The organism is Massilia sp. LMS1-1-1.1 (genome assembly GCF_040815535.1).
GTDB classification, from domain to species: Bacteria; Pseudomonadota; Gammaproteobacteria; order Burkholderiales; family Burkholderiaceae_D; genus Janthinobacterium; species Janthinobacterium aestuarii.
Map to the genome: position 1 here is coordinate 200,180 of NZ_JBFPNG010000023.1, position 19,116 is coordinate 219,295.

Sequence of the window (19,116 nt, forward strand, 5' to 3'; positions counted from 1 at the left end):
GGATGGCTTAAAACGCCGTCGTGGCCGACAGCATGACCGTGCGTGGCGCGCCCAGGCCCAGGCTGGTCCATTGCGGCAGCGCCCAGTATGCCTTGTTGCCGACGTTCGTCACGCTGGCGCGTACGGTCAACGGCCGGCCCGCCGCCTTCGTCGCATAGCGGGCGCCCAGATCAAACACGGTACGGCCCGGCACGGACATCGAATTGTCGGCATTGATGTATTGCTTCGATGCCGCCGTCGCATTCGCCGTCAGGGTCACACCGGGGATGGCGGGTGTATCCCATTCGACACCGAGCTTGGCTTGCAGCTTGGGCACGCCCGTTGCCTGCTTACCCTGGTTGGCGCCGCCCGGCGTCTTGCTCAACACCGGGTCGACATACGCCACGCCGCCCATCAGGCGCACGTCGCGCAGGGGCGAACCGAAGAAGCCCCAGTCGATGCCGCGGTTGCGCTGCTCACCGCCAAAGGAAAAGATATTGCTGACGGGATCGACATAGCTGCTGGGCCGCTTGATTTCATACATGCTGACCGTATGCGCGAACTCGCCCAGGTCGACCTTGAAGCCAAGCTCCGCCTGCTTCGACTTGTACGGCGCAAAGACCTCGCCCGAGTTGGCCGCCGTCAACGGCGCCGTGGCGCCCTGGCTCAAGCCTTCGATGTAATTGCCATACAGGGAAATCGTCTGGCTCGCCTTGACCAGCAGGGCGACGGCCGGCGTGGTGGCGCCTTCGTCATAGCGCGAGGTGCGCGCGCCCGTCTTGATGTTGAAGTTATCGCTGAGCACTTCCTGGCGGCGCAAGCCCACCGTCAGCTGCACCTTGTCTTGCGCAAAAGAAAGCGTGTCGACCAGGCCGATACTGGCCAGGCGGAGTTCCGCCTTGGAAATTTGCGGCGCCTCGAAGCGCGTCGCCGGACCCCAGACTGGGTTATAGATATTCGTGATCCAGTCTTTTGCCAGGGTATTTCTGCGCCCGTACTGCTTGTCCGTGTGGTGATAATACGTGGCGTTGACGGCCCATTGATGGCCGATATCGCCCGTGCGCAGCTTGCCCCGCAAGCCCGCTTCCGCCGACTGCTTTTCCACATCAAAACCCAGGTCGGCAAGATTGGTGCGGTAGTCGCCAGCCGTGTTGAACACCTGGATCAGGTACGCGCCCGTCGACTGGTAGTCGGCCCGGCTGGCGCCCACGGCGGCATACGCCATCACTTGCCCGTTCAGGTCCAGCTCACCACGCAGCATGGCGCCCTTGTCCTTGGTATCGTAGAACGCCCAGCTGGGATTCAACAAGGTTTCCGCTTTTGGCGGACGCGGCACGGGCAAGCCGGGGGCCAGGTTGACGCCCCGGTTCAAACCATCGGCGCGGTCCTCGCTGTGGTACAGGTCGGCGGACAGGCGCGCACCGTTGCCACGCCAGTCCAGGCCCACGGAGACGAGCTTGGTCTTCTTTTTCTGATGGTCGATGGCGCCCTCGCCATCGCGGTAGACGCCGTTGACGCGGATGCCGAACTGTTTATTCTCACCAAACCGCTGACCCAGGTCCACATGACCGCCCCATTGCGCGTCCGACATATACGATGCCGTCATGCGCGCCAACGGCGTATCACCCGCGCGCTTGGGCACGAGATTGATGCTGCCGCCTACCGAGCCGCCCGGCGGCATGCCGTTGAGCAATGCTGACGGTCCCTTCAGCACCTCGATGCGCTCGAACATTTCAGGCGAAGTGCGGTAGTAGGGCGAGATGCCGTACAGGCCGCCAAACGCGACGTCGCCGATATTTGAGCTGAAGCCCCGTATCGAATAATTCTCGCCGATGATGCCCGTCATGCCGCTGCTGAAGACGGTGGGATCGGTGGCGGAAATCACATCGGTGATGTCGCGCGCCTGCCGGTCTTCGATGAATTTATCCGTATAGCTGATGGTGTTGAACGGGGTTTCCATGAAATCCTTGTCGCCCAGGAATCCCACGCGGCCGCCGGACGCCACTTGTCCACCGGCATAAGCATCCGTCACCGTGTTGCCCTTGCCCCACACCGTCACGGCCGGCATGGTGGCGGCGGCCTCGGCGGCGGCGCTGTGCGCCGCTTCGCGGCGTACCGTATAGCTGCCATTGCCCTCGCGCACGGCTTGCAAGCCGTGGCCGCGCAGCAATTCGTAAAAGCCCTCGGGCACGCTGTAGCTGCCGGACAGCCCGGCGCTATTCTTGCCTTGCAGCAGGCTAGCCTCGACCGTCAATTCCACGCCAGCCTCGGCGGCGAAAATGTTGAGCGCCGAGCCCAGCGCACCGGCCGGCACGCTGAACGCTTGCCGGGCCGGGCCCGCCCCCGCTTGCGCGTAGGCTGACGGGGCCGCCACGCCCAGCGCCCCCACGGTCAAGCCCGTGATGAGCGCCAGTTGCACGGCGGTGGCGATGCGGCTCAAGTTCAAGGCGGGAAGGTGGCGCGTTGCCATGCGGTGTGTCATACAGTAAATCCTTTCAGATGGGATGATTGCTTGTTCTCACCCTATCTCCCGAACGAAAAGGCAAAACCCTCAATCTAAATACGAATCATTACGAAAAAATTATTGATAACCTTTGAGCACGTCGTCGATCACCCGTTTCAGCGACGTCACGCTGGCCGCCGTGATGTACCAGGCATCCGCATCGACGAAGACGACGCGGCCGTTCTTCCAGGCCTTGGTCTGGCGCAGCAGCGGATTGCCCATCTGTTCGGCCATCATGACGGGACGGTGTTCCATCACGGCCGTACGGTCGACAACATAAATGATGTCGGGGTTGGCTTGCTGGATGAATTCGCTGGAAATGGGCTGGCCATGCAAGCCCGCTTCGATGGCCGAACTGGCGGGTTTCACGCCCAGCGCATCAAAGACAAAACCGTAGCGCGACTGCACGCCAAATGAGCTGAAGGCACCATTGTTGTGCAGCACGATCAGTGCTTTCTCGGGACGGTCCAGGGTCACCTTGCGCGCGTCCGCCACCTTGGCGTCAAGCTCCTGCGCTTTCCGGTTGGCGAGGTCTTCCTTGCCAAAGATACGTCCCAGCGTCAGCAAATGCTGCTTGACCACATCGATATGCTTGCTTTCGCTGTTCTGGTAATCCACGTCGAAATGCAAGGTGGGCGCGATCTGGCTCAGTTCCTTGTAATGGTTGGCCTGAATCGACGTCATCAGCACCAGATCGGGCTGGAGCGCGTGGATATGCTCGAGATTGGGTTGCACGATGGCGCCCAGGTCGCGGATATTCGCGTCGTCCTTGTAGCGCGTGAGGAAATGCGGCACGTAATCCTTGACCATGCCGGCCACGGGCACGCTCAGCTGGTCGAGGAAATCGACTTCGTTCATGTCGAGCACGGCCACGCGCTGGGGACGATGTTTGATCACCGTCGTGCCCAGCTTGTGCACGATGGTGACGGGAGTAAATGCCTGCTCCGACGCGGATGCGGCAGGCGCCGGCGGCGCCGTGGCGACCTTGTCGGTGCAGCCTTGCAGGGCGGCCATGGCGGCGAGCAGCACGGCCGGCGCGCAACGGGATTTGTTCCAGATCATCTCAAGCTCCTGTGGGGGTAAAGTAATTGCAGACGCAGCCTCGCTCATTGCGCACGATGTGAAAATCGATGCCGTACAACGATCGCAAGCGTGCCTCGGTGACGACCTCGTCGGCAGGGCCGGAAAAGCGCACGGCGCCACCCTGCATGGCGACGATGTGGTCCGAATAATTGGCGGCGAAATTGATGTCGTGGATCACCAGGATCACCGTGCGGCCCTGCTCGTCGCACAGGCGGCGCAACGCGCGCATGATCTGCACGGCGTGTTGCATGTCGAGATTATTGAGCGGCTCGTCGAGCAGCAAAATATCGGTCTGCTGGGCGATCGTCATGGCCAGGAAGGCCATCTGGCGCTGGCCGCCGCTCAGCTCATCGACGTAGGCAAGACGCAGATTGTCCAGCGACAAAAAGGCGATGGCCTCGTCGATCGCTTGCCGGTCTTGCGCCGTCAAGTTACCCCGGCTGTAGGGAAAGCGGCCGAAGGCGACCAGCTCTTCCACCGTCAGGCGCAAATGAAAATCGGGCGACTGGCGCAGGGTGGCCACCAGTCTCGCATAGTCCTGGATCTTGATGGCCGCAATGCTGCGCCCGTCTATCGCAATCTCGCCGCCATTCGCTTGCTGCAAGCGCGCGATGAGCATCAGCAAGGTGGTCTTGCCGGCGCCATTCGGGCCGATCAAGGACGTCACTTTTCCCTTGGGAAACTGCACGCTGACGTTGTCCAGCACACGCCTGGCGCCGTAGCTTTTTTCGATCTGGTTGATGTGGATCATGCGGTGCCCCGGGTGCGGACCATGAGCGCGAGGAAATACGCGCCACATACAAGGTTGACGAGGATGCCAACCGTGGTCCGGTAGTTGAAAACGTGCTCGACCAGCAGCTGGGCGGCCAGGAAGATGACGATGGCGATGGCGCAGCCCAGCGGCAAGGTGGCGCGGTGACGCCCCGTGCGGGCCAGGGCATACGTTGTGTTCGCCACAAAGATACCCATGAAGGCCGTGGGGCCCAGCAGACTGGTCGACACGGCCACCAGCACGGCGATCAGCGCCAGCTGCAGCCGCACCATGCGCCGGTAATCGATGCCGAGCGAGATCGCCTGTTCGCGCCCCAGCGCCAGCACGTCGAGCGCCGGCAAAGTTTTCACGACAGCCACGCAGGCGGCGCCCGCCAACAGGGCCGAGTACAGCAATTGTGCAGGCTGCGCCTTGTTGAACGATGCCTGGCTGAAGCCTTGCAAGATGGCAAATTCACCGGGGCTGATGCGCAGCTGGATGAACTGGGTCAACGTGCCGATCACCATCGTCAGCACAAAACCCAGCAGCAGCAGAAAATACACGTTGTTCTTGCCATCACGAAACAGCCAAGAGTGGATGGCCCAGGAATACGCGAGCATCAGCGCAATCGACACGACAAAATTGCCGTTCTGTCCCAGCAGCACCACGCTGTGCATGCCCATCACGAAGATCAGCAGCGATTGCAGCAGCAGGTACACGGCTTCATAACCCATGACGGCCGGTGTCAGTATCCGGTTGCCGGCGATGGTCTGGAAAACAATCGACGACACAGCCACGCAGACGCCGCCGATGGCGATGGCGGCCAGGCGCGACAATCGTTTGGGAATGACGTAATCGAAGTCGAGATTGGCGCCGAGGAAGAGGAAAGCGAGCGCCAAAGCAAACACGGCCAGCCACAGCATCCGTTGATTCAAGAACCGCCTCATCGCCGCCCCCGGATGATCAGGATGAGGAACAGCAGGCCGCCCACGCCACCGGCCGTCAGGCCGATCGGCACTTCGAATGGGTAGATCAGCAAGCGCCCGGCGATGTCGCAGGCCAGCAGCAGCGACGCGCCGCACAGCGCGACGATGGGCAGGGTACGCTCCAGCTTGTCGCCATAGCGCAAGGCCACCAGATTCGGGATGGCCAGTCCGACGAACGGGATCGCTCCCACCGTGATCACCGTGGCCGCCACCGTGACGGCCACCAGCATCAGGCCCAGCGCCACCGTGCCCGCATAATTCAGGCCCAGGCTGGTCGCCATGCCCTCGCCCATGCCCAGCACGGTAAAACGCTGCGCGTACACATACGTGAGGGCAACGATGGGCAGGATCAGATAAATGATTTCATAGTTGCCCTGCACGATGCGCGAAAAGTCGCCGAGCAGCCAGCCCTGCATGCTTTGCAGGATGTTGTTGCGGTAGGCATAAAACTCGGCCACGGCGCTGAGCACGCCGCCATACACGAGGCCGATCACGGGCACCAGAATCGTGTTCTTGAAACGGATGCGGCGGATCAGGGCCACGTACAGTACGCTGGCGGCAAGGCAGAAGGCCAGCGCGAACGCCATCTTGCCGGCCGCGCCCGCTGCCGGCGCCACGGTCAGCGCAACGAGGATGCCCAGCTTGGCCGCGTCGAGGCCGCCCGAAGTGGCCGGCTCGACGAATTTGTTGCGCACGATGTGCTGCAGGATGACGCCGCACACGGACAGGCCCACGCCCGTCAGCACCAGCGCCGCCAAACGGGGCAGACGGCTGGCCGTCAGGGTCAGCCAAGCATCGGCAGACAGCGCGCCGGACGATGACAACAGTTGTGCCCACTCCATCTGCCTGGCGCCAACCAGCAAGGAGGCGCAGCACAGCAGCACGAAAAGGAAAAGCAGACGCGCGTGTGTCAAATGCCGGACTCCGTTCCAGCCGGACGCGCGGGCGCGGCGATGCGCCAGCCCTTGGCCGCCTGGCGCTGGGCCAGGAAGTGCGCATACAGGCCGCCCTGCGCGCGCAAGATGGCTGGCGCGCCCTGCTCGCCCAGGGTGCCGCCATCGAGCACGACGATCTGGTCGGCCATGGCCACCGTCGACAGCTGGTGCGCGATGACGATCACCGTGCGCTTGCCGCGCAGCCGCGCCAGCGCTTCGGCGATGGCGGCCTGGTTTTCCGCGTCGAGCGCGGCCGTCGCCTCGTCGACCAGCAGAATCGGTGCATCCTTGACCAGCGCGCGCGCGATGGCGATGCGCTGGCGTTCGCCGCCGGACAGGCGCGCGCCGCCCTCGCCCACCGGCGTCGCAAGCCCCTGCGGCAAGCGGGCGATGATCTCCGCCACGCCAGCCTGGCGCGCAGCGTCCAGCACCTCGGCATCGGTGGCGTCCGGCTTGCCGATGCGAATGTTGTCGCCGATGCTGCCCTGGAACAGATAACTGTCCTGGAAGATCTGGCTGATCTGGCCGGCCAATTGCTCGCTGGACATGTCGCGCACATCGACGCCACCCACCAGCACCGTACCTGCACTGGCGTCAAAGAAGCGCGCGATCAGGCGTACCAGGGTCGTCTTGCCTGAACCGGAAGCGCCGATCAGTGCCGTCATGCTGCCCGGCGCAATCTGCAGATTGATGTCCGTCAAGACATCGGGCTGGTCCGGCGCATAGCGGAAGTGCACGCCACGCAATTCGACCGAAGCATCGCGCGGCGCTTGCGGCTTGTGTGCTTCCGGCAAGGGCTGCACGGCGAAAATATCGCGTGCCGCATCGAGCGGCCCACGCGCGCCGCGCAGCACTTCGCCATAGCTGGCCACTTCCTGCAGCGGGTCGACAAAGCGCACCACCAGCAGCAATGCCACGATGACGGTGATGGCGTCTGCCAACGCTACCGTACCGAGCAGGCTCGCGGCAACGGCCAGCAAGACCGCGAAGATGGCTTGCACGGTCCAGGCGTTGAGCACCGACGACAGCGCCGACAGGTAAATGAGCCGCGTGCCCGCGTGGCGCTGTGTGTCGATGGCTTGCTGCAGGAAACGCGTGCCGCCTTCAGCTGCGCCACCGCCGTTACCATTGAAGGCGCGCAGCACCGATTGCGCTTGCGCAAACTCCACAAGGCGCTGGCTGGTCTGGGCAAAATGATGGTGGTAGGCGTCATCGGCGCGCTGGCCCAGATGCGCCGTGAGCCGCAAGGCGCCGGCCAGCAGGGGCAGCGCCAGCAGCGCGACCACGCCCAGCTGCCAATGCAGCGCAAACAGCGCGGCAAGCAATACCACGGGCGTGACGGCGCCGCAAATCACGGGCGTGAGCACGTGGGCCGGCAGCTGCGCGACATTCATCATGCCTTGCGTGATGACGTGGCCCAGCTTCGCCGTATTCTCCGGCGTAAACCAGCCGACGGGAAGGCGCGCCACGTGGTCGCCCAGGCGCTGGCGCGCCCCTTGCAAGACCGTCACGCCCACGCGCACGCCCGCTTTCTCCACCTGGCGCCGCCAGGCCCAGCAAGCGACCAGCCCGGCCAGCAGCACGATCAGCCACAGGGCCGCGCCGCCCGTATCGCCGGCCAGCAGCCGGCCCAGGGCCAATACCAGCGCCGTGATCGTCAGCCCGCTCAGCACGCCATACGCGAGCGCCATGGCGCAATAGCGGCGGAACACGGGCGCATCATCGCCCAGCAGTTGAATAAACGTTTTCAGCATGGGAGCACCGCATCTTCCTGGGAATCCTGATAGCCGCCCAGCGCCCACAGTTGCGCATAGCGGCCCTGGTGGGCGAGCAAGCCGGCATGGCTGCCCTGCTCGGCGATGGCGCCGTTCTCGACGACGACGATATTGTCTGCATGCATGACCGTGTCGAGCCGGTGCGCGATCACCAGCAGGGTGCGGCCTTGAGCAAAGCGCGACAGCGCATCCTGGATCGCCACTTCGTTTTCCGCGTCGGCTGCGGCCGTCGCTTCATCGAGCACCAGCACGGATGGATCGAGCAGCACGGCGCGGGCGATGCTCACGCGCTGCAACTCGCCGCCGGACAGCTGCGCATCCTCGCCGATGACGGAATCGTAGCCGCGCGGCAAGGCCAGGATGCGCTCGTGGATGTTCGCCAGGCGCGCCGCCTCTTCGATCTCGTGCGTGCTGGCCGATGGGCGGCCCAGCGCAATGTTCTCGCGCACGCTGGCGTGGATCAATCGCACTTCCTGCAACACGAAACCGATGCGCCGGTACAGCTCGGGCGTGGCGATGTGCCGCAGGTCGGCGCCGCCGAGCGTGATGCGCCCTTCTGTCGGGTCAAAAAAGCGCAGCAGCAGCCGCGCCAGCGTCGACTTGCCGGAACCGGAAGCGCCAACGATGGCCGTCACCGTGCCGGGTTGCAAAGTCAGCGTGATGTCCGACAGCACCTTGTTCTGCCCATCGTAGGCATAGCCCACGCCTTCCATGCGAATCTCGGTACCAACTGGCAACTGCTGCTGGCCTGGCGCCGGCTGCGCCAGCACGGGCGTGTCGAGCAAGGCTTGCACGCGCTGGGCCGCGCCCGTGGCGTTGTTGAGGTCATGCGTGAGGTAGTGCAGCAACAGCATCGGTGCGGAAATGCCGGGCGCCACCAGGGCGAACGGCAGGATATCGACGGGTGCCATCGCCTCCAGCGCCACGAACACGGTACCGGCGAGCACCACCACGCCCAGCACGGCGACGGGCGCAATCAGCGCATTGGCATTCGCCATGGAGCCAACCAAGGGGCGCGTAAACGCGGCAAACGCCTCGGCAAACGCATCGACGGCGGCGCGGTAGCTGCCGTGCGCACGTCCCGTGGCGCCAAAGGCCTTGACCACTGGGATGCCGTTGACGAATTCCACCACGGCATTGTTGATGCGCCCCATGCCGGCGACAAATTGCTCCATATTGCCGCCACTGGCCTTCATGGCGCGGCCGAAGAACAGGAAAAAGCCGGGAAATGGCAGGATGGCGACGAGGGCCAGGCGCCAGTCCATGGCGAACAAGTAAATGACGGAGATAGCGATGGCGCCCACGGCGCGTCCCGTCGTCGTATAAAAGTGCGCGGTGAGGCTGTGCAAGGTATTGATATCGTCCTGCATCGCCTGCTTGACCTCGCCCGAGGCACGACTGGTGAACCAGCCCAGCGGCACCTGCCCCAGGCGCTGCATGGCTTGCAGACGCAATTGATGGGTTAGGCGGTTGTCGGCCAGATGCGCGGCCAGCTCGCCCAGCGTGATCAGGGCCATGCCGGCAAACAGGCAGGCGACGCTGGCGAGAATGGTGGGCCAGATGCCAAGCTGCGTGGCCGCAGGGGCCAGGGCGATGCTGGCGATGTGCGCGATGCCGGCCAGCGGCACCAGAGTCAGCATGGAACCCGTACCGGCCAGCACGGCGGCGGCGATCAGGCGCCCGCGGATGGGCTGCAGTATCCGGCTGATTGGGCCGGCCTGGCTGCTGTGGCTACTCATGGGAAAAACGGGAAAAAGCGTGCATAAGTTCAATGGATAAGGGTGGCTCTCACCCTATATCCCGAACGAGAATGCAAAACCCTCAATCGGGTCCGCGAAATTGTCAGGCAGCGGCCTGGACGGTCACCCAGTAGCGCGTGCGCGCAACGATCTGCACGGGCAAGGCCAGCGCCAGGTTGTGCAGCGCGCGGTCCGTATCGCGCAAGGAAAACACGCCGTTGACGGTGAGGCTGGCCACGGCCGGGTCGCAGCGCAGCAGGCCGGGACGGTAGCGGGCCAGTTCCGCAAGCAGCTCATCGAGGCGCATGTTGTCGGCCACCAGCACGCCCTTGGTCCAGGCCGCGGCGCTGGCGGACGCGGGTGTGCCAGACTGCACGATGTCGGCCGAGTAGACGGCGCCCTGGCCCGTGTCGATGCGCACGGGACGGCCCGGCGCATGCGCGAGGCGCACTTCGACGGCGCCCTCGAAGACGGCCACGCGCGACGTGTATTCGTCTTGGCGTAAAGTAAAACGCGTGCCCAGCGCCTGCACCGTGCCATGGCGGCCCTGCACGCGGAAAGGCCGCTGGGCCGGATCGGGATCGTGCGCCGTCGTGACGAGGATTTCGCCGCTGCGCAGGATCAGCAAGCGCTCGCTGGCGCTGAAGCGCACGTCGATGGCGGAAGCGGAAGCGAGCATCACGCGCGTGCCGTCCGGCAAGGTCATCTCGCGGATCTCGCCCGTGGCCGTACCATGCCCTGCCGTGGCCACTTGCCACGCATCCGTGCCGCGCAGCATGTAGGCCATGCCGCCCACGGGCAGCAGCACGGCCAGCAGTTTCAGGGCACGGCGGCGGTTCAGGTAGGCGGCTGGCGCCGGTTCGCGCAGCGCGTGCCGGACCGCGTCGCGCGGCACGCTGTGCAGCTTGCCCTCGAACGCCTGTAAACGCTGCCAGGCGATGGCGTGGTGCGGATGGGCGGCGCACCAGCGTGCACAGGCAGCCCGGTCTTCGTCGCTGGCGTCGTCGGACCACAGGCGCGCCATCCATTGGGCCGCCTGCTGCACGATGGCCGGTGCAATCACCACATCCATGGTTCAGGCACCTTGGGCGTGCATGGCCTGGTAACAGGCCAGCAGGCCGGCGGCGATGTATTTTTCGACGGACGAGACGGACACCTGCAATTCGGTGGCGATATCGCGGTAGCTCAGGCCATCGAGTTTGCACAGCAACAAGGCCTTGCGTGCCTTGGCGGGCAGCTGGTGCAGCACCGCATCGATTTCCGTCAGCGCCTCGATCACCAGCGCGCGCTCTTCCTCGGACGGCGCCAGCGCTTCGGGCACCAGGGCCAGCACTTCCAGGTAGGCGGCCTCGATCTGGCGGCGGCGGTACAGGTCGATAACCATGCCGTTGGCGATCTGCGTCAGATGGCGGCGCGACTCCCCGGCCGGAGGCACCCTGCCCGTCTTCATCAGGTGCAGGTACACGTCATGCGCCAGGTCGGCCGCATCGAAGGCATTGCCGAGTTTACGGCGCAGCAAGCCACGCAGCCAGTGATGGTGGTCGGTGTACAGACTGCTGACTTGCTGCTGAAGCGCTAACTCGGCGGTGCTCACGATACCCTTCCTGTCGCCAACGGCCGGCAAGAACAGGCGCATCGGATTATAAATGAGAATTATTCTCATTATATAGTGAAAAACAGGACAGCCGCAACCATATCACGCGCCCGCTGGGTCATCCGGGCAATAAAAAACCCTGCAAATCAATGACTTGCAGGGTTCGTGGCGGCTCCGTACGGGAGCGGGTCGGGATTTAGACGTTGAACAGGAAGTTCAGCACGTCGCCATCCTTGACCACGTATTCCTTGCCTTCGGCGCGCATCTTGCCCGCTTCCTTGGCGCCCGCCTCGCCCTTGTAGGCGATGAAGTCGTCATAGGCGATGGTTTGCGCGCGGATGAAGCCGCGTTCGAAATCGGTGTGGATCACGCCGGCCGCTTGCGGTGCCGTGGCGCCCACAGGGACGGTCCACGCGCGCACTTCCTTCACGCCTGCCGTGAAGTAGGTTTGCAGGCCAAGCAGCTTGTAGCCGGCGCGGATCAGACGGTCCAGGCCTGGCTCTTCCATGCCCATGTCGGCCAGGAAAGCGCCCTTGTCGGCATCGTCCAGATCGGCGATTTCCGCTTCCAGCGCCGCGCAGATGGCGACGATAGGCGCGTTTTGCGATTGCGCATAGGCCGTCAGCTGGTCCAGCAGCGGGTTGTCCGTGAAGCCCGAATCGGACACGTTGGCCACGAACATGGCCGGCTTGGCCGTGATCAGGCACAGCGGCTTGATCAGTTCCATTTCGTCCGCGTCCAGGCCCATGGCGCGCACGGGCTTGGCGTCGTTCAGGTACGGCATCATGCGTTCCATGATGGCCAGCAGCTTGGCCGCATCCTTGTCGCCCGAGCGGGCTTTCTTGTTTTCGCGGTGGATGGCTTTTTCCACGGTGCCCATGTCGGCCAGCGCCAGTTCGGTCTGGATGACTTCGATATCGTCGAGCGGGTTGATCTTGCCGGCCACGTGGATGACGTTGTCATCTTCGAAGCAGCGCACGACGTTGACGATGGCGTCCGTTTCGCGGATGTGCGACAGGAACTGGTTGCCCAGGCCCTCGCCCTTCGATGCGCCGGCCACCAGGCCGGCGATGTCGACGAATTCCACGATGGCGTTGACCATGCGTTCCGGCTTGACGATGGCGGCCAGCGCATCCATGCGCGGATCCGGCACTTCGACGACGCCGACGTTCGGCTCGATGGTGCAGAACGGATAGTTCTCAGCCGGGATGCCGGCTTTCGTCAGTGCATTGAACAGGGTGGACTTGCCGACGTTCGGCAAGCCGACGATACCGCATTGGAGACTCATGGAAAACCTTTAATTAATCAATTTTGCCGGCAAGCGGCTGGTGCAAAAACGGCCTGTACCGGCGTTTTCTGGATAATCTTGCTGTATTAATGCTCGTAAGGGTCAATTGTACCTCTATGCACCCTACTCTTCAAAAAAACCGCCCTCTGTGCCGCTAACTGTCGCCATCCCCGTCGTCCGGCTGCGACGCATCGAATTCCAGGATGTCGCCGGGCTGGCATTCGAGCATTTCGCAAATTTTCGACAAGGTGTCGAAACGCACGCCGCGCACCTTGCCCGATTTTAAGAGGGACAAGTTCTGTTCCGTGATGCCGATGAAGGCGGCCAGTTCCTTCGATTTCACTTTTTTCCTGGCCAGTACCAGGTCGAGGCGCACGACGATACCCATCAGATGAACCCGCTGTTTTCATCGGCCAATCGCTGGCCTTCATGGAGGATTTGCGCCAGCGCAAAGAAAACGGAACACAGCAGCAAGGTCCACAGGTCGCCGCCCGTGATGTCGATGACCAGGCGCAACTGGCTCGTCCCCTCTTCCAGCAAGCCGAACAGCATGCCGCGCACGGTGGGTTCCAGCAAAGTCAACACCGTTCCCAGCAGCAAGCCGCCGGCGAAACGGCGAAAGTGCCGCGCCACCTGCGGCGTAAAAAACACGCCCTGCTCGAACTGGCGCAAGACCGCGGCCAGCTGGCGCACGGCGTCGCCCAGCACGCACAAGGCCGGCAAGGCCAGCGCCAGGCCCAGTCCCCGCTGCCACAAAGGCATGGCGGCCAGGCGCTCGAATGGCTGGCTCTGCAATTGCAGCAACAGTTCATACATGCCGGCGCCGCCGACGGCTCCCTGCACGGCCGGCGCGGGCGCCAGCCAGCCCAGCACCGTCAACAACAGGTACAAGACAAAGAATCCCGAAACGCCGTAGCGCACGCGCCGGCTCAGCGCCGCGGGGCCCATCTGATTTTTTTTCATATTTAAAAGTATACGAAAGCGGCTGGTGTCGTTAGAATAAATTATCGTAAAACAATAATTAAATCATGTTTTGCGACCATTTTAACATGTTCGCCCACCCCTATCGACTGGAGACACCATGAAAACCCTGCTTGCCTCGCTCGTTTGCAGCACCGCCTTTTTGCTCAGCGGCACCGCCCGCGCCCATGACGTGAACGCCATGCTGCAGCAGGCGCTGGCCGACAAGAGCGTGCCGGCCATGGCCATACTCGTGATCCGCGACGGCAAGATCGATGCGCAGGCGCAAGCTGGCGTGCGCGCCAATGATGGCCACGATGCCGTGCGCGCCGATGACGTGTGGAATATCGGCTCGGACGGCAAGGCCATGACGGTGACCCTGATCGCGCGGCTGGTGGAACGGGGCGTGTTGTCGTGGGACGCGCCGCTGTCGCGCATGCTGCCCGCACTGGCCGGCGGCATGCGGACCGAGTACCGCGACGTCAACCTGATGGATCTGCTGTCGCACCGCGCCGGCCTGCCGCCCAATCCCGATGAAGCGTGGATCAATTCCACCTACGCGGACACGCGCCCCTTGCCGCTGCTGCGCCAGGAATATGCGCAGCGCGCACTGGCCGACGCGCCGGTGGCCGCGCCGCGCGGCGAATCGCACTACTCGAACAGCGGCGCCATGATCGCCGCCGCCATCGCGGAACAGGCCACGGGCAAGACGTATGAAGAATTGATGCAGGCCGAAGTGTTCGGCCCGCTGGGCATGCGGGCCGCGTTCGGCCCCACCGTGCGCGGGCAAAATCTGGGGCATAAGGAAGACAAGCCGATTGCCGGCTTGATGGCCAGCAATCCGCTGATGATGGCGCCCGATGGAGAGATCCACCTGAGCATGCAAGATTGGGCCAAGTTTGCGCTTGATCAACTGCACGGCGAACAAGGCAAGGGCAAGCTGCTGAAACGGGAAACGTATGTGTTGCTGCACACGGCGCAGGGCGACACGAATGCAGCCCTGGGCTGGGGCGTGATGCATTTTCCACCGCAAGCGCCGCAGCGTGTGCTCACCCACCTGGGCTCGAACGGCTACTGGCACGCGCTGATCGCGCTGGCGCCCGGCAGCGGCGACGGCTTGCTGATCGCCGCCAACGCGGGCGAAGGCAGCAGCGCCCAGGCCAGCCAGCAGCAGATGGCGAAAACCATCATGGCCGGCTTCGGCCAGGCAGGAAAATAACTAGGCGGTATGCAGCTTCATGGTCGCGGCCTCGAACTTGCCTTCGACGATCTGCGGCATCACCTGCAAGGATTTGTCGATCGCTTGCTCGATCAGCTCCTGGTCTTCGCGGCGCGGGCGGTGCAGCACGAAGTCGGCCACCTGCTGCTGCAGGCTCAGGGTGCGCGGATGGCCGATGCCCAGGCGCAAGCGCCAGTAATCCTGCGTGCCCAGCGCGGCCGTGATGTCTTTCAAGCCATTGTGGCCGCCGGCCGAGCCGCCCTTTTTCAGGCGCGCGATGCCGGGCATCAGATCGAGTTCGTCGTGCACGACCAGCACTTCATCGGCGGCGATCTTGAAGAAGCGCGCCAGCGCGCCCACGGACTGGCCCGAACGGTTCATGAAGGTCAGCGGTTCGAGCAGCCAGACTTCGTTGCCACCGATGGAGGTCTTGGCCAGCATGGCGTTGTAGCGCGAGTCGCGCTGCAAGCGCGTGCCGGGCAAGCTGTTGGCAAGATTGTCCACCAGCCAGAAGCCGGCATTGTGGCGGGTTTGTTCGTATTCGGGTCCCGGGTTGCCGAGGCCGACGATCAGGCGTATGGGCATGGCTGTGTCTGCAATGTAAAAGAAAGCATTATCGGTGAAAACAGGCAGAAAAAAACCCGCGCGGCGAACCTGGCGGGTTTTTCCTTGCGACTACCGCATTGCTGCGGCGGCAAAATTACTTCTTGTCAGCAACAACTTCAGCAGCAGCGGCTTCAGCAGCAACGTGGCCAGCCGGTACCGAAGCGGTAGCGATGGTCAGGTTGGCGCCGTGGGTGACAGCGGTCACGCCAGCTGGCAGGACCAGGTCGCCTACGTGCAGCGAGTGACCGACGTCGATGTTCGACAGGTCAACGTTGATGAATTCTGGCAGTTGGCCTGGCAGGCACGAAACTTCGATTTCGTTGGCTACGTGGCTGATGGTCGCGCCGTGCAGTTTGACTGCTGGGGAAACGTCAGCGTTTACGAAGTGCAGCGCCACTTTCACGTGGATAGCTTGCTTAGCGTCAACGCGCTGGAAGTCAGCGTGCAGAACCAGTTGTTTGTATGCGTGGACTTGGAAGTCGCGCAGCAGAACTTGCTGGGAAACGCCGTCGATTTCCAGATCCAGGATCGACGAGTGGAACACTTCTTTTTTCAACGCGTGGTACAGGGCGTTGTGATCCAGCGAGATCAGCACAGGGGCTTCAGCGCCACCGTAGACGATACCAGGGGTTTGGCCGGAAATGCGCAGGCGGCGGCTCGCTCCGGAACCTTGCAATTCGCGTTTAAATGCGATAACTTTCATGTGAAACTCCAAGAAGAACAAGGCTTGCGCCTTGTGTTATGAGGATGCCCGCGACCAGGAATCCTCGGAAATGGGGTGCAAAACACCCCGAAAATTAAAACACTGCGGCGCAACAGGCAAAAAGCCGGTCGCGCCGCAGGCATTACGTCTGTTACTGCTGATCGAATCAGTCGATGAACAGCGAGATGACGGAGTCACCCTTGATGATGCGTTTGAACGTCTCGGCCAGCAGCGGCGCGCACGTCAATTGACGGATCTTGCCGCAGGCCAGGGCCGCTTCGGACAGTGGGATCGTATCGGTCACGACCAGCTCATCGAGTGGCGAGGCCGAAATACGGTCGATCGCCGGGCCCGACAGCACCGCGTGTGTGCAATACGCCACGACTTTTTTCGCGCCGCGCTCTTTGAGCACTTCGGCAGCCTTGGTCAAGGTGCCTGCCGTGTCGACCATGTCATCCATGATCACGCAGTTGCGGCCTTCGACTTCACCGATGATGTTCATCACTTCGGACACGTTCGCTTTTGGACGACGCTTGTCGATGATGGCCAGGTCGCAGCCCAGGCGTTTTGCCAGGGCGCGCGCACGTACCACACCGCCGACGTCCGGCGACACCACCAGCAGATCCTGGTAGTTTTTCTTTTGCAGGTCGCCCAGCAAAATTGGCGAAGCGTAAATATTGTCGACTGGGATATCGAAGAAACCTTGAATCTGGTCAGCGTGCAAGTCCATGATCAGGACGCGCTCGACACCGGCTTCTTCCAGCATGTTCGCCACCACCTTGGCCGAAATCGCCACACGCGCGGAGCGTGGACGACGGTCTTGGCGGGCGTAGCCGAAGTAAGGAATGGCGGCGGTGATGCGGCCAGCGGAAGCACGTTTCAAGGCATCAACCATCAGCATGATTTCCATCAGGCTGTCGTTGGTTGGAGCACAGGTGGATTGCAAAACAAAAACATCCTTGCCGCGTACGTTTTCGTTAATCTCGACCATTACTTCGCCGTCGGAGAATTTCGAAACGTTTGCTTTACCGAGAGGGATGCCGAGGTTTTTTGCGACCCCCTCTGCCAACGCTGGATTCGCGTTGCCGGTAAAAACCATCAGGTTTTCGTAAGCCATGGGAGTCCCAAGAGGTGATATAGAAGTCTTGAAAAGCACTAACCGGGCATAGGCCCGGTCAGTCATGTTTAGAATATGCCGCGTGGCGGCACATCTGCTTTTTCCCGTACTGGACGCCAACTTCGCATCGACAGACTACGGTGAAATGGTGGCAGGGGAAGAAGGATTCGAACCTTCGCATGCTGGAATCAAAATCCAGTGCCTTAACCAGCTTGGCGATTCCCCTACGTTACTGACTGCTTGCCGTCATGTTGGCCAGTATTATACCGACTATTTGACGCTAAGCAAAATCTTTTTTTGCTCTCTACAACATGGTGAGCATCGGGTGGCGATTCAGGGCTTTTGCCTTCCAGGCGATCCAGACTGGTGGCACATTGCTGAGCACCGCATCCGCTTCTTCCTGACTGCCAAACGCACTAAACACACAAGCACCGGAACCAGTCATCCTGGCCTCACCGTAAGCACCCAGCCATTCTACCGCATCTGCTACCGGCTTGAAAAGACTGCATGCCACTTGCTGTAAATCATTCTTACCAAACCCGCCCGCATCGTTTCCTTCTGCGAGGTGCCTGGAAAAGTCCGCTATTGTGACGGGTTCGGTATTTCTCGTCAAGCCTTCCGCGCAAAAAATTGCGGCGGTCGGCACTTGCACGCCAGGCTCGATCACGACATACCAGCACTCGGGCGTGGCGACGGGCTGCAAGGCCTCGCCCACGCCTTCGGCAAAGGCATTCTCGCCAAAGATGAAAAACGGGATGTCGGCGCCCAGCGGCAAGCCCAGCGCCATCAATTCCTCGCGGCTCAAACCCGCCTGCCACAGGCGGTTCAAGGCCATCAGGGCCGTGGCAGCGTCGGACGAACCGCCACCGAGGCCGCCGCCCATGGGCAGCACCTTGTCGATGGCGATATCGACGCCGCGCGGCAAGGCGCCCGTGCGGCGCAGCACTTCGGCCTGCAGCAGTGTCGCGGCGCGGATGATCAGGTCTTGCTCTTGCGGCACGCCGGCCAGTTCCGTCACGCGGCGGATCGCCGTGTCGTCGCGCAGCACGAAGTGCAGGGTGTCGCCATGGTCGAGCAACTGGAACACCGTCTGCAGCAGATGGTAGCCATCGGCACGGCGGCCGTTGACGTGCAAAAAGAGGTTCAGCTTGGCCGGGGCCGGGCAGTTATTCAGGGTAGTCAACGTCATTGTGCTTGAGCCGATGGAGCGGGATCGAGCACGATGCGCAGCGAGACAGCATCGGCCTGCGCGCTGGCATTGCGTTCGGCATCGATACGCCGCGGTTGGGGCAAAGCGCCCGATGTATTGTCGGCCGCATTTTGCCCTACTTCTTGCCACGACACATAGCGCAAGCGCCAGCCGTCTTTCGTGGTGACGCTGTCGTTGGCCGGCGAAGCGACGAAGCGCTTGCCGTCGGCACCCACGGCATGGCCTTGCAGCCAGTCGCGCAAGCCCGACACGGGCAAGGACCAGCCCAGCAGCTGCGCGCTCAGGGCATCGACATCGGGCGCGCTGCGCGGCGCCTTGCCGCTTTGCGTCAACACGGCTTGCTGCGGCGTGACGGCAATCGTCGCCAGGGTGCTGCCGACGGGCGAATACAGGGTCACGTCCGTGCGCTGTGCAGTCTGCTGCCAGTTGAAATTGACGGTGGCCGATTCGGGCTTGTCATCCTTCTGGTACACGACGTTCAGGCGGCCCGTCAGCTCGACCTGTTCGCGGTAGGGGGCGACGGTTTGAGCGGATGGCGCGGCGCCGGACGAAAAGGGGGAAGTCAGGGTCGAACAGGCCGAGAGGGACAGGCAAAGGGCGGTGAGAGCAAAGAGGTTTTTTGACATGGGAATTATAAAGAACCAGCAGCTTAAAGCTGGGGTCAGACC

At 62.8% G+C, this 19,116-nt stretch carries 18 protein-coding genes and 1 tRNA gene; 1 reads left to right on the forward strand and 18 read right to left on the reverse strand.

What is annotated here, in order from left to right; genetic code table 11:
• Window positions 1-7: 7 nt before the first annotated feature.
• The 12 genes from MRBLMS1_RS15925 to MRBLMS1_RS15980 all read right to left on the reverse strand — a co-directional run bounded on the left by MRBLMS1_RS15925 (window position 8) and on the right by MRBLMS1_RS15980 (window position 13,596).
• Window positions 8-2,461, reverse strand: a complete 2,454-nt coding sequence (locus MRBLMS1_RS15925; RefSeq protein ID WP_485880334.1) for a TonB-dependent siderophore receptor — start codon at window positions 2,459-2,461, stop codon at window positions 8-10.
• Window positions 2,462-2,560: 99 nt separating this feature from the next.
• Window positions 2,561-3,544, reverse strand: a complete 984-nt coding sequence (locus tag MRBLMS1_RS15930; RefSeq protein ID WP_485880336.1) for a siderophore ABC transporter substrate-binding protein — start codon at window positions 3,542-3,544, stop codon at window positions 2,561-2,563.
• Between the two features lies 1 nt (window position 3,545).
• Window positions 3,546-4,316 (reverse strand): iron ABC transporter ATP-binding protein, encoded by a 771-nt coding sequence (locus MRBLMS1_RS15935; RefSeq protein ID WP_485880338.1) that lies wholly within the window; start codon window positions 4,314-4,316, stop codon window positions 3,546-3,548.
• Window positions 4,313-5,263 carry an iron chelate uptake ABC transporter family permease subunit gene (locus MRBLMS1_RS15940; RefSeq protein ID WP_485880340.1) on the reverse strand — a complete coding sequence of 317 codons (951 nt, stop codon included), beginning with the start codon at window positions 5,261-5,263 and terminating at the stop codon, window positions 4,313-4,315. The genes MRBLMS1_RS15935 and MRBLMS1_RS15940 overlap by 4 nt, the downstream gene beginning before the upstream one ends.
• Window positions 5,260-6,216 (reverse strand): ABC transporter permease, encoded by a 957-nt coding sequence (locus tag MRBLMS1_RS15945; RefSeq protein ID WP_485880342.1) that lies wholly within the window; start codon window positions 6,214-6,216, stop codon window positions 5,260-5,262. Before MRBLMS1_RS15945 ends, MRBLMS1_RS15940 begins: the two co-directional genes overlap by 4 nt.
• Entirely contained in the window at window positions 6,213-7,991 is a 1,779-nt protein-coding gene (locus MRBLMS1_RS15950; protein ID WP_485880344.1) for an ABC transporter ATP-binding protein, read from the reverse strand. Before MRBLMS1_RS15950 ends, MRBLMS1_RS15945 begins: the two co-directional genes overlap by 4 nt.
• Complete coding sequence (locus MRBLMS1_RS15955) at window positions 7,985-9,751, reverse strand: ABC transporter ATP-binding protein (RefSeq protein WP_485880346.1); 1,767 nt, start codon at window positions 9,749-9,751, stop codon at window positions 7,985-7,987. The genes MRBLMS1_RS15950 and MRBLMS1_RS15955 overlap by 7 nt, the downstream gene beginning before the upstream one ends.
• Window positions 9,752-9,854: 103 nt before the next feature.
• The gene (locus MRBLMS1_RS15960; RefSeq protein WP_485880348.1) at window positions 9,855-10,823 is read right to left on the reverse strand and encodes a FecR domain-containing protein; all 969 of its coding nucleotides are present in this window, start codon (window positions 10,821-10,823) and stop codon (window positions 9,855-9,857) included.
• A gap of 3 nt (window positions 10,824-10,826) precedes the next feature.
• Window positions 10,827-11,345 carry a sigma-70 family RNA polymerase sigma factor gene (locus tag MRBLMS1_RS15965; protein WP_072457695.1) on the reverse strand — a complete coding sequence of 173 codons (519 nt, stop codon included), beginning with the start codon at window positions 11,343-11,345 and terminating at the stop codon, window positions 10,827-10,829.
• Window positions 11,346-11,541: 196 nt separating this feature from the next.
• Window positions 11,542-12,633, reverse strand: a complete 1,092-nt coding sequence (gene ychF, locus MRBLMS1_RS15970; protein WP_034753282.1) for a redox-regulated ATPase YchF — start codon at window positions 12,631-12,633, stop codon at window positions 11,542-11,544.
• A 154-nt stretch (window positions 12,634-12,787) separates the two neighbouring features.
• On the reverse strand, window positions 12,788-13,021 hold the full coding sequence (locus tag MRBLMS1_RS15975) for a helix-turn-helix domain-containing protein (protein ID WP_034778346.1): 234 nt from the start codon (window positions 13,019-13,021) through the stop codon (window positions 12,788-12,790).
• Window positions 13,021-13,596: a hypothetical protein gene (locus MRBLMS1_RS15980; RefSeq protein ID WP_485880351.1), complete on the reverse strand. Its 576-nt coding sequence runs from the start codon at window positions 13,594-13,596 to the stop codon at window positions 13,021-13,023. Before MRBLMS1_RS15980 ends, MRBLMS1_RS15975 begins: the two co-directional genes overlap by 1 nt.
• A 118-nt stretch (window positions 13,597-13,714) precedes the next feature.
• Between MRBLMS1_RS15980 and MRBLMS1_RS15985 the strand changes: the two genes are divergently transcribed.
• Window positions 13,715-14,812: a serine hydrolase domain-containing protein gene (locus MRBLMS1_RS15985; RefSeq protein WP_485880353.1), complete on the forward strand. Its 1,098-nt coding sequence runs from the start codon at window positions 13,715-13,717 to the stop codon at window positions 14,810-14,812.
• On the opposite strand, the gene pth is transcribed toward MRBLMS1_RS15985, so the two are convergent.
• The 6 genes from pth to MRBLMS1_RS16015 all read right to left on the reverse strand — a co-directional run bounded on the left by pth (window position 14,813) and on the right by MRBLMS1_RS16015 (window position 19,074).
• Window positions 14,813-15,397 carry an aminoacyl-tRNA hydrolase gene (gene pth / locus MRBLMS1_RS15990; RefSeq protein WP_034753275.1) on the reverse strand — a complete coding sequence of 195 codons (585 nt, stop codon included), beginning with the start codon at window positions 15,395-15,397 and terminating at the stop codon, window positions 14,813-14,815. It lies immediately after the preceding gene.
• A gap of 115 nt (window positions 15,398-15,512) precedes the next feature.
• Entirely contained in the window at window positions 15,513-16,121 is a 609-nt protein-coding gene (locus MRBLMS1_RS15995; protein WP_128141099.1) for a 50S ribosomal protein L25/general stress protein Ctc, read from the reverse strand.
• 166 nt (window positions 16,122-16,287) lie between these two features.
• Entirely contained in the window at window positions 16,288-17,238 is a 951-nt protein-coding gene (locus tag MRBLMS1_RS16000) for a ribose-phosphate pyrophosphokinase (protein ID WP_034753270.1), read from the reverse strand.
• 149 nt (window positions 17,239-17,387) lie between these two features.
• A tRNA-Gln gene (locus MRBLMS1_RS16005) sits at window positions 17,388-17,464 on the reverse strand.
• A 78-nt stretch (window positions 17,465-17,542) separates the two neighbouring features.
• Window positions 17,543-18,427, reverse strand: a complete 885-nt coding sequence (gene ispE, locus MRBLMS1_RS16010) for a 4-(cytidine 5'-diphospho)-2-C-methyl-D-erythritol kinase (RefSeq protein ID WP_485880356.1) — start codon at window positions 18,425-18,427, stop codon at window positions 17,543-17,545.
• The gene (locus tag MRBLMS1_RS16015) at window positions 18,424-19,074 is read right to left on the reverse strand and encodes an outer membrane lipoprotein LolB (protein WP_485880358.1); all 651 of its coding nucleotides are present in this window, start codon (window positions 19,072-19,074) and stop codon (window positions 18,424-18,426) included. Before MRBLMS1_RS16015 ends, ispE begins: the two co-directional genes overlap by 4 nt.
• Window positions 19,075-19,116: the final 42 nt, after the last annotated feature.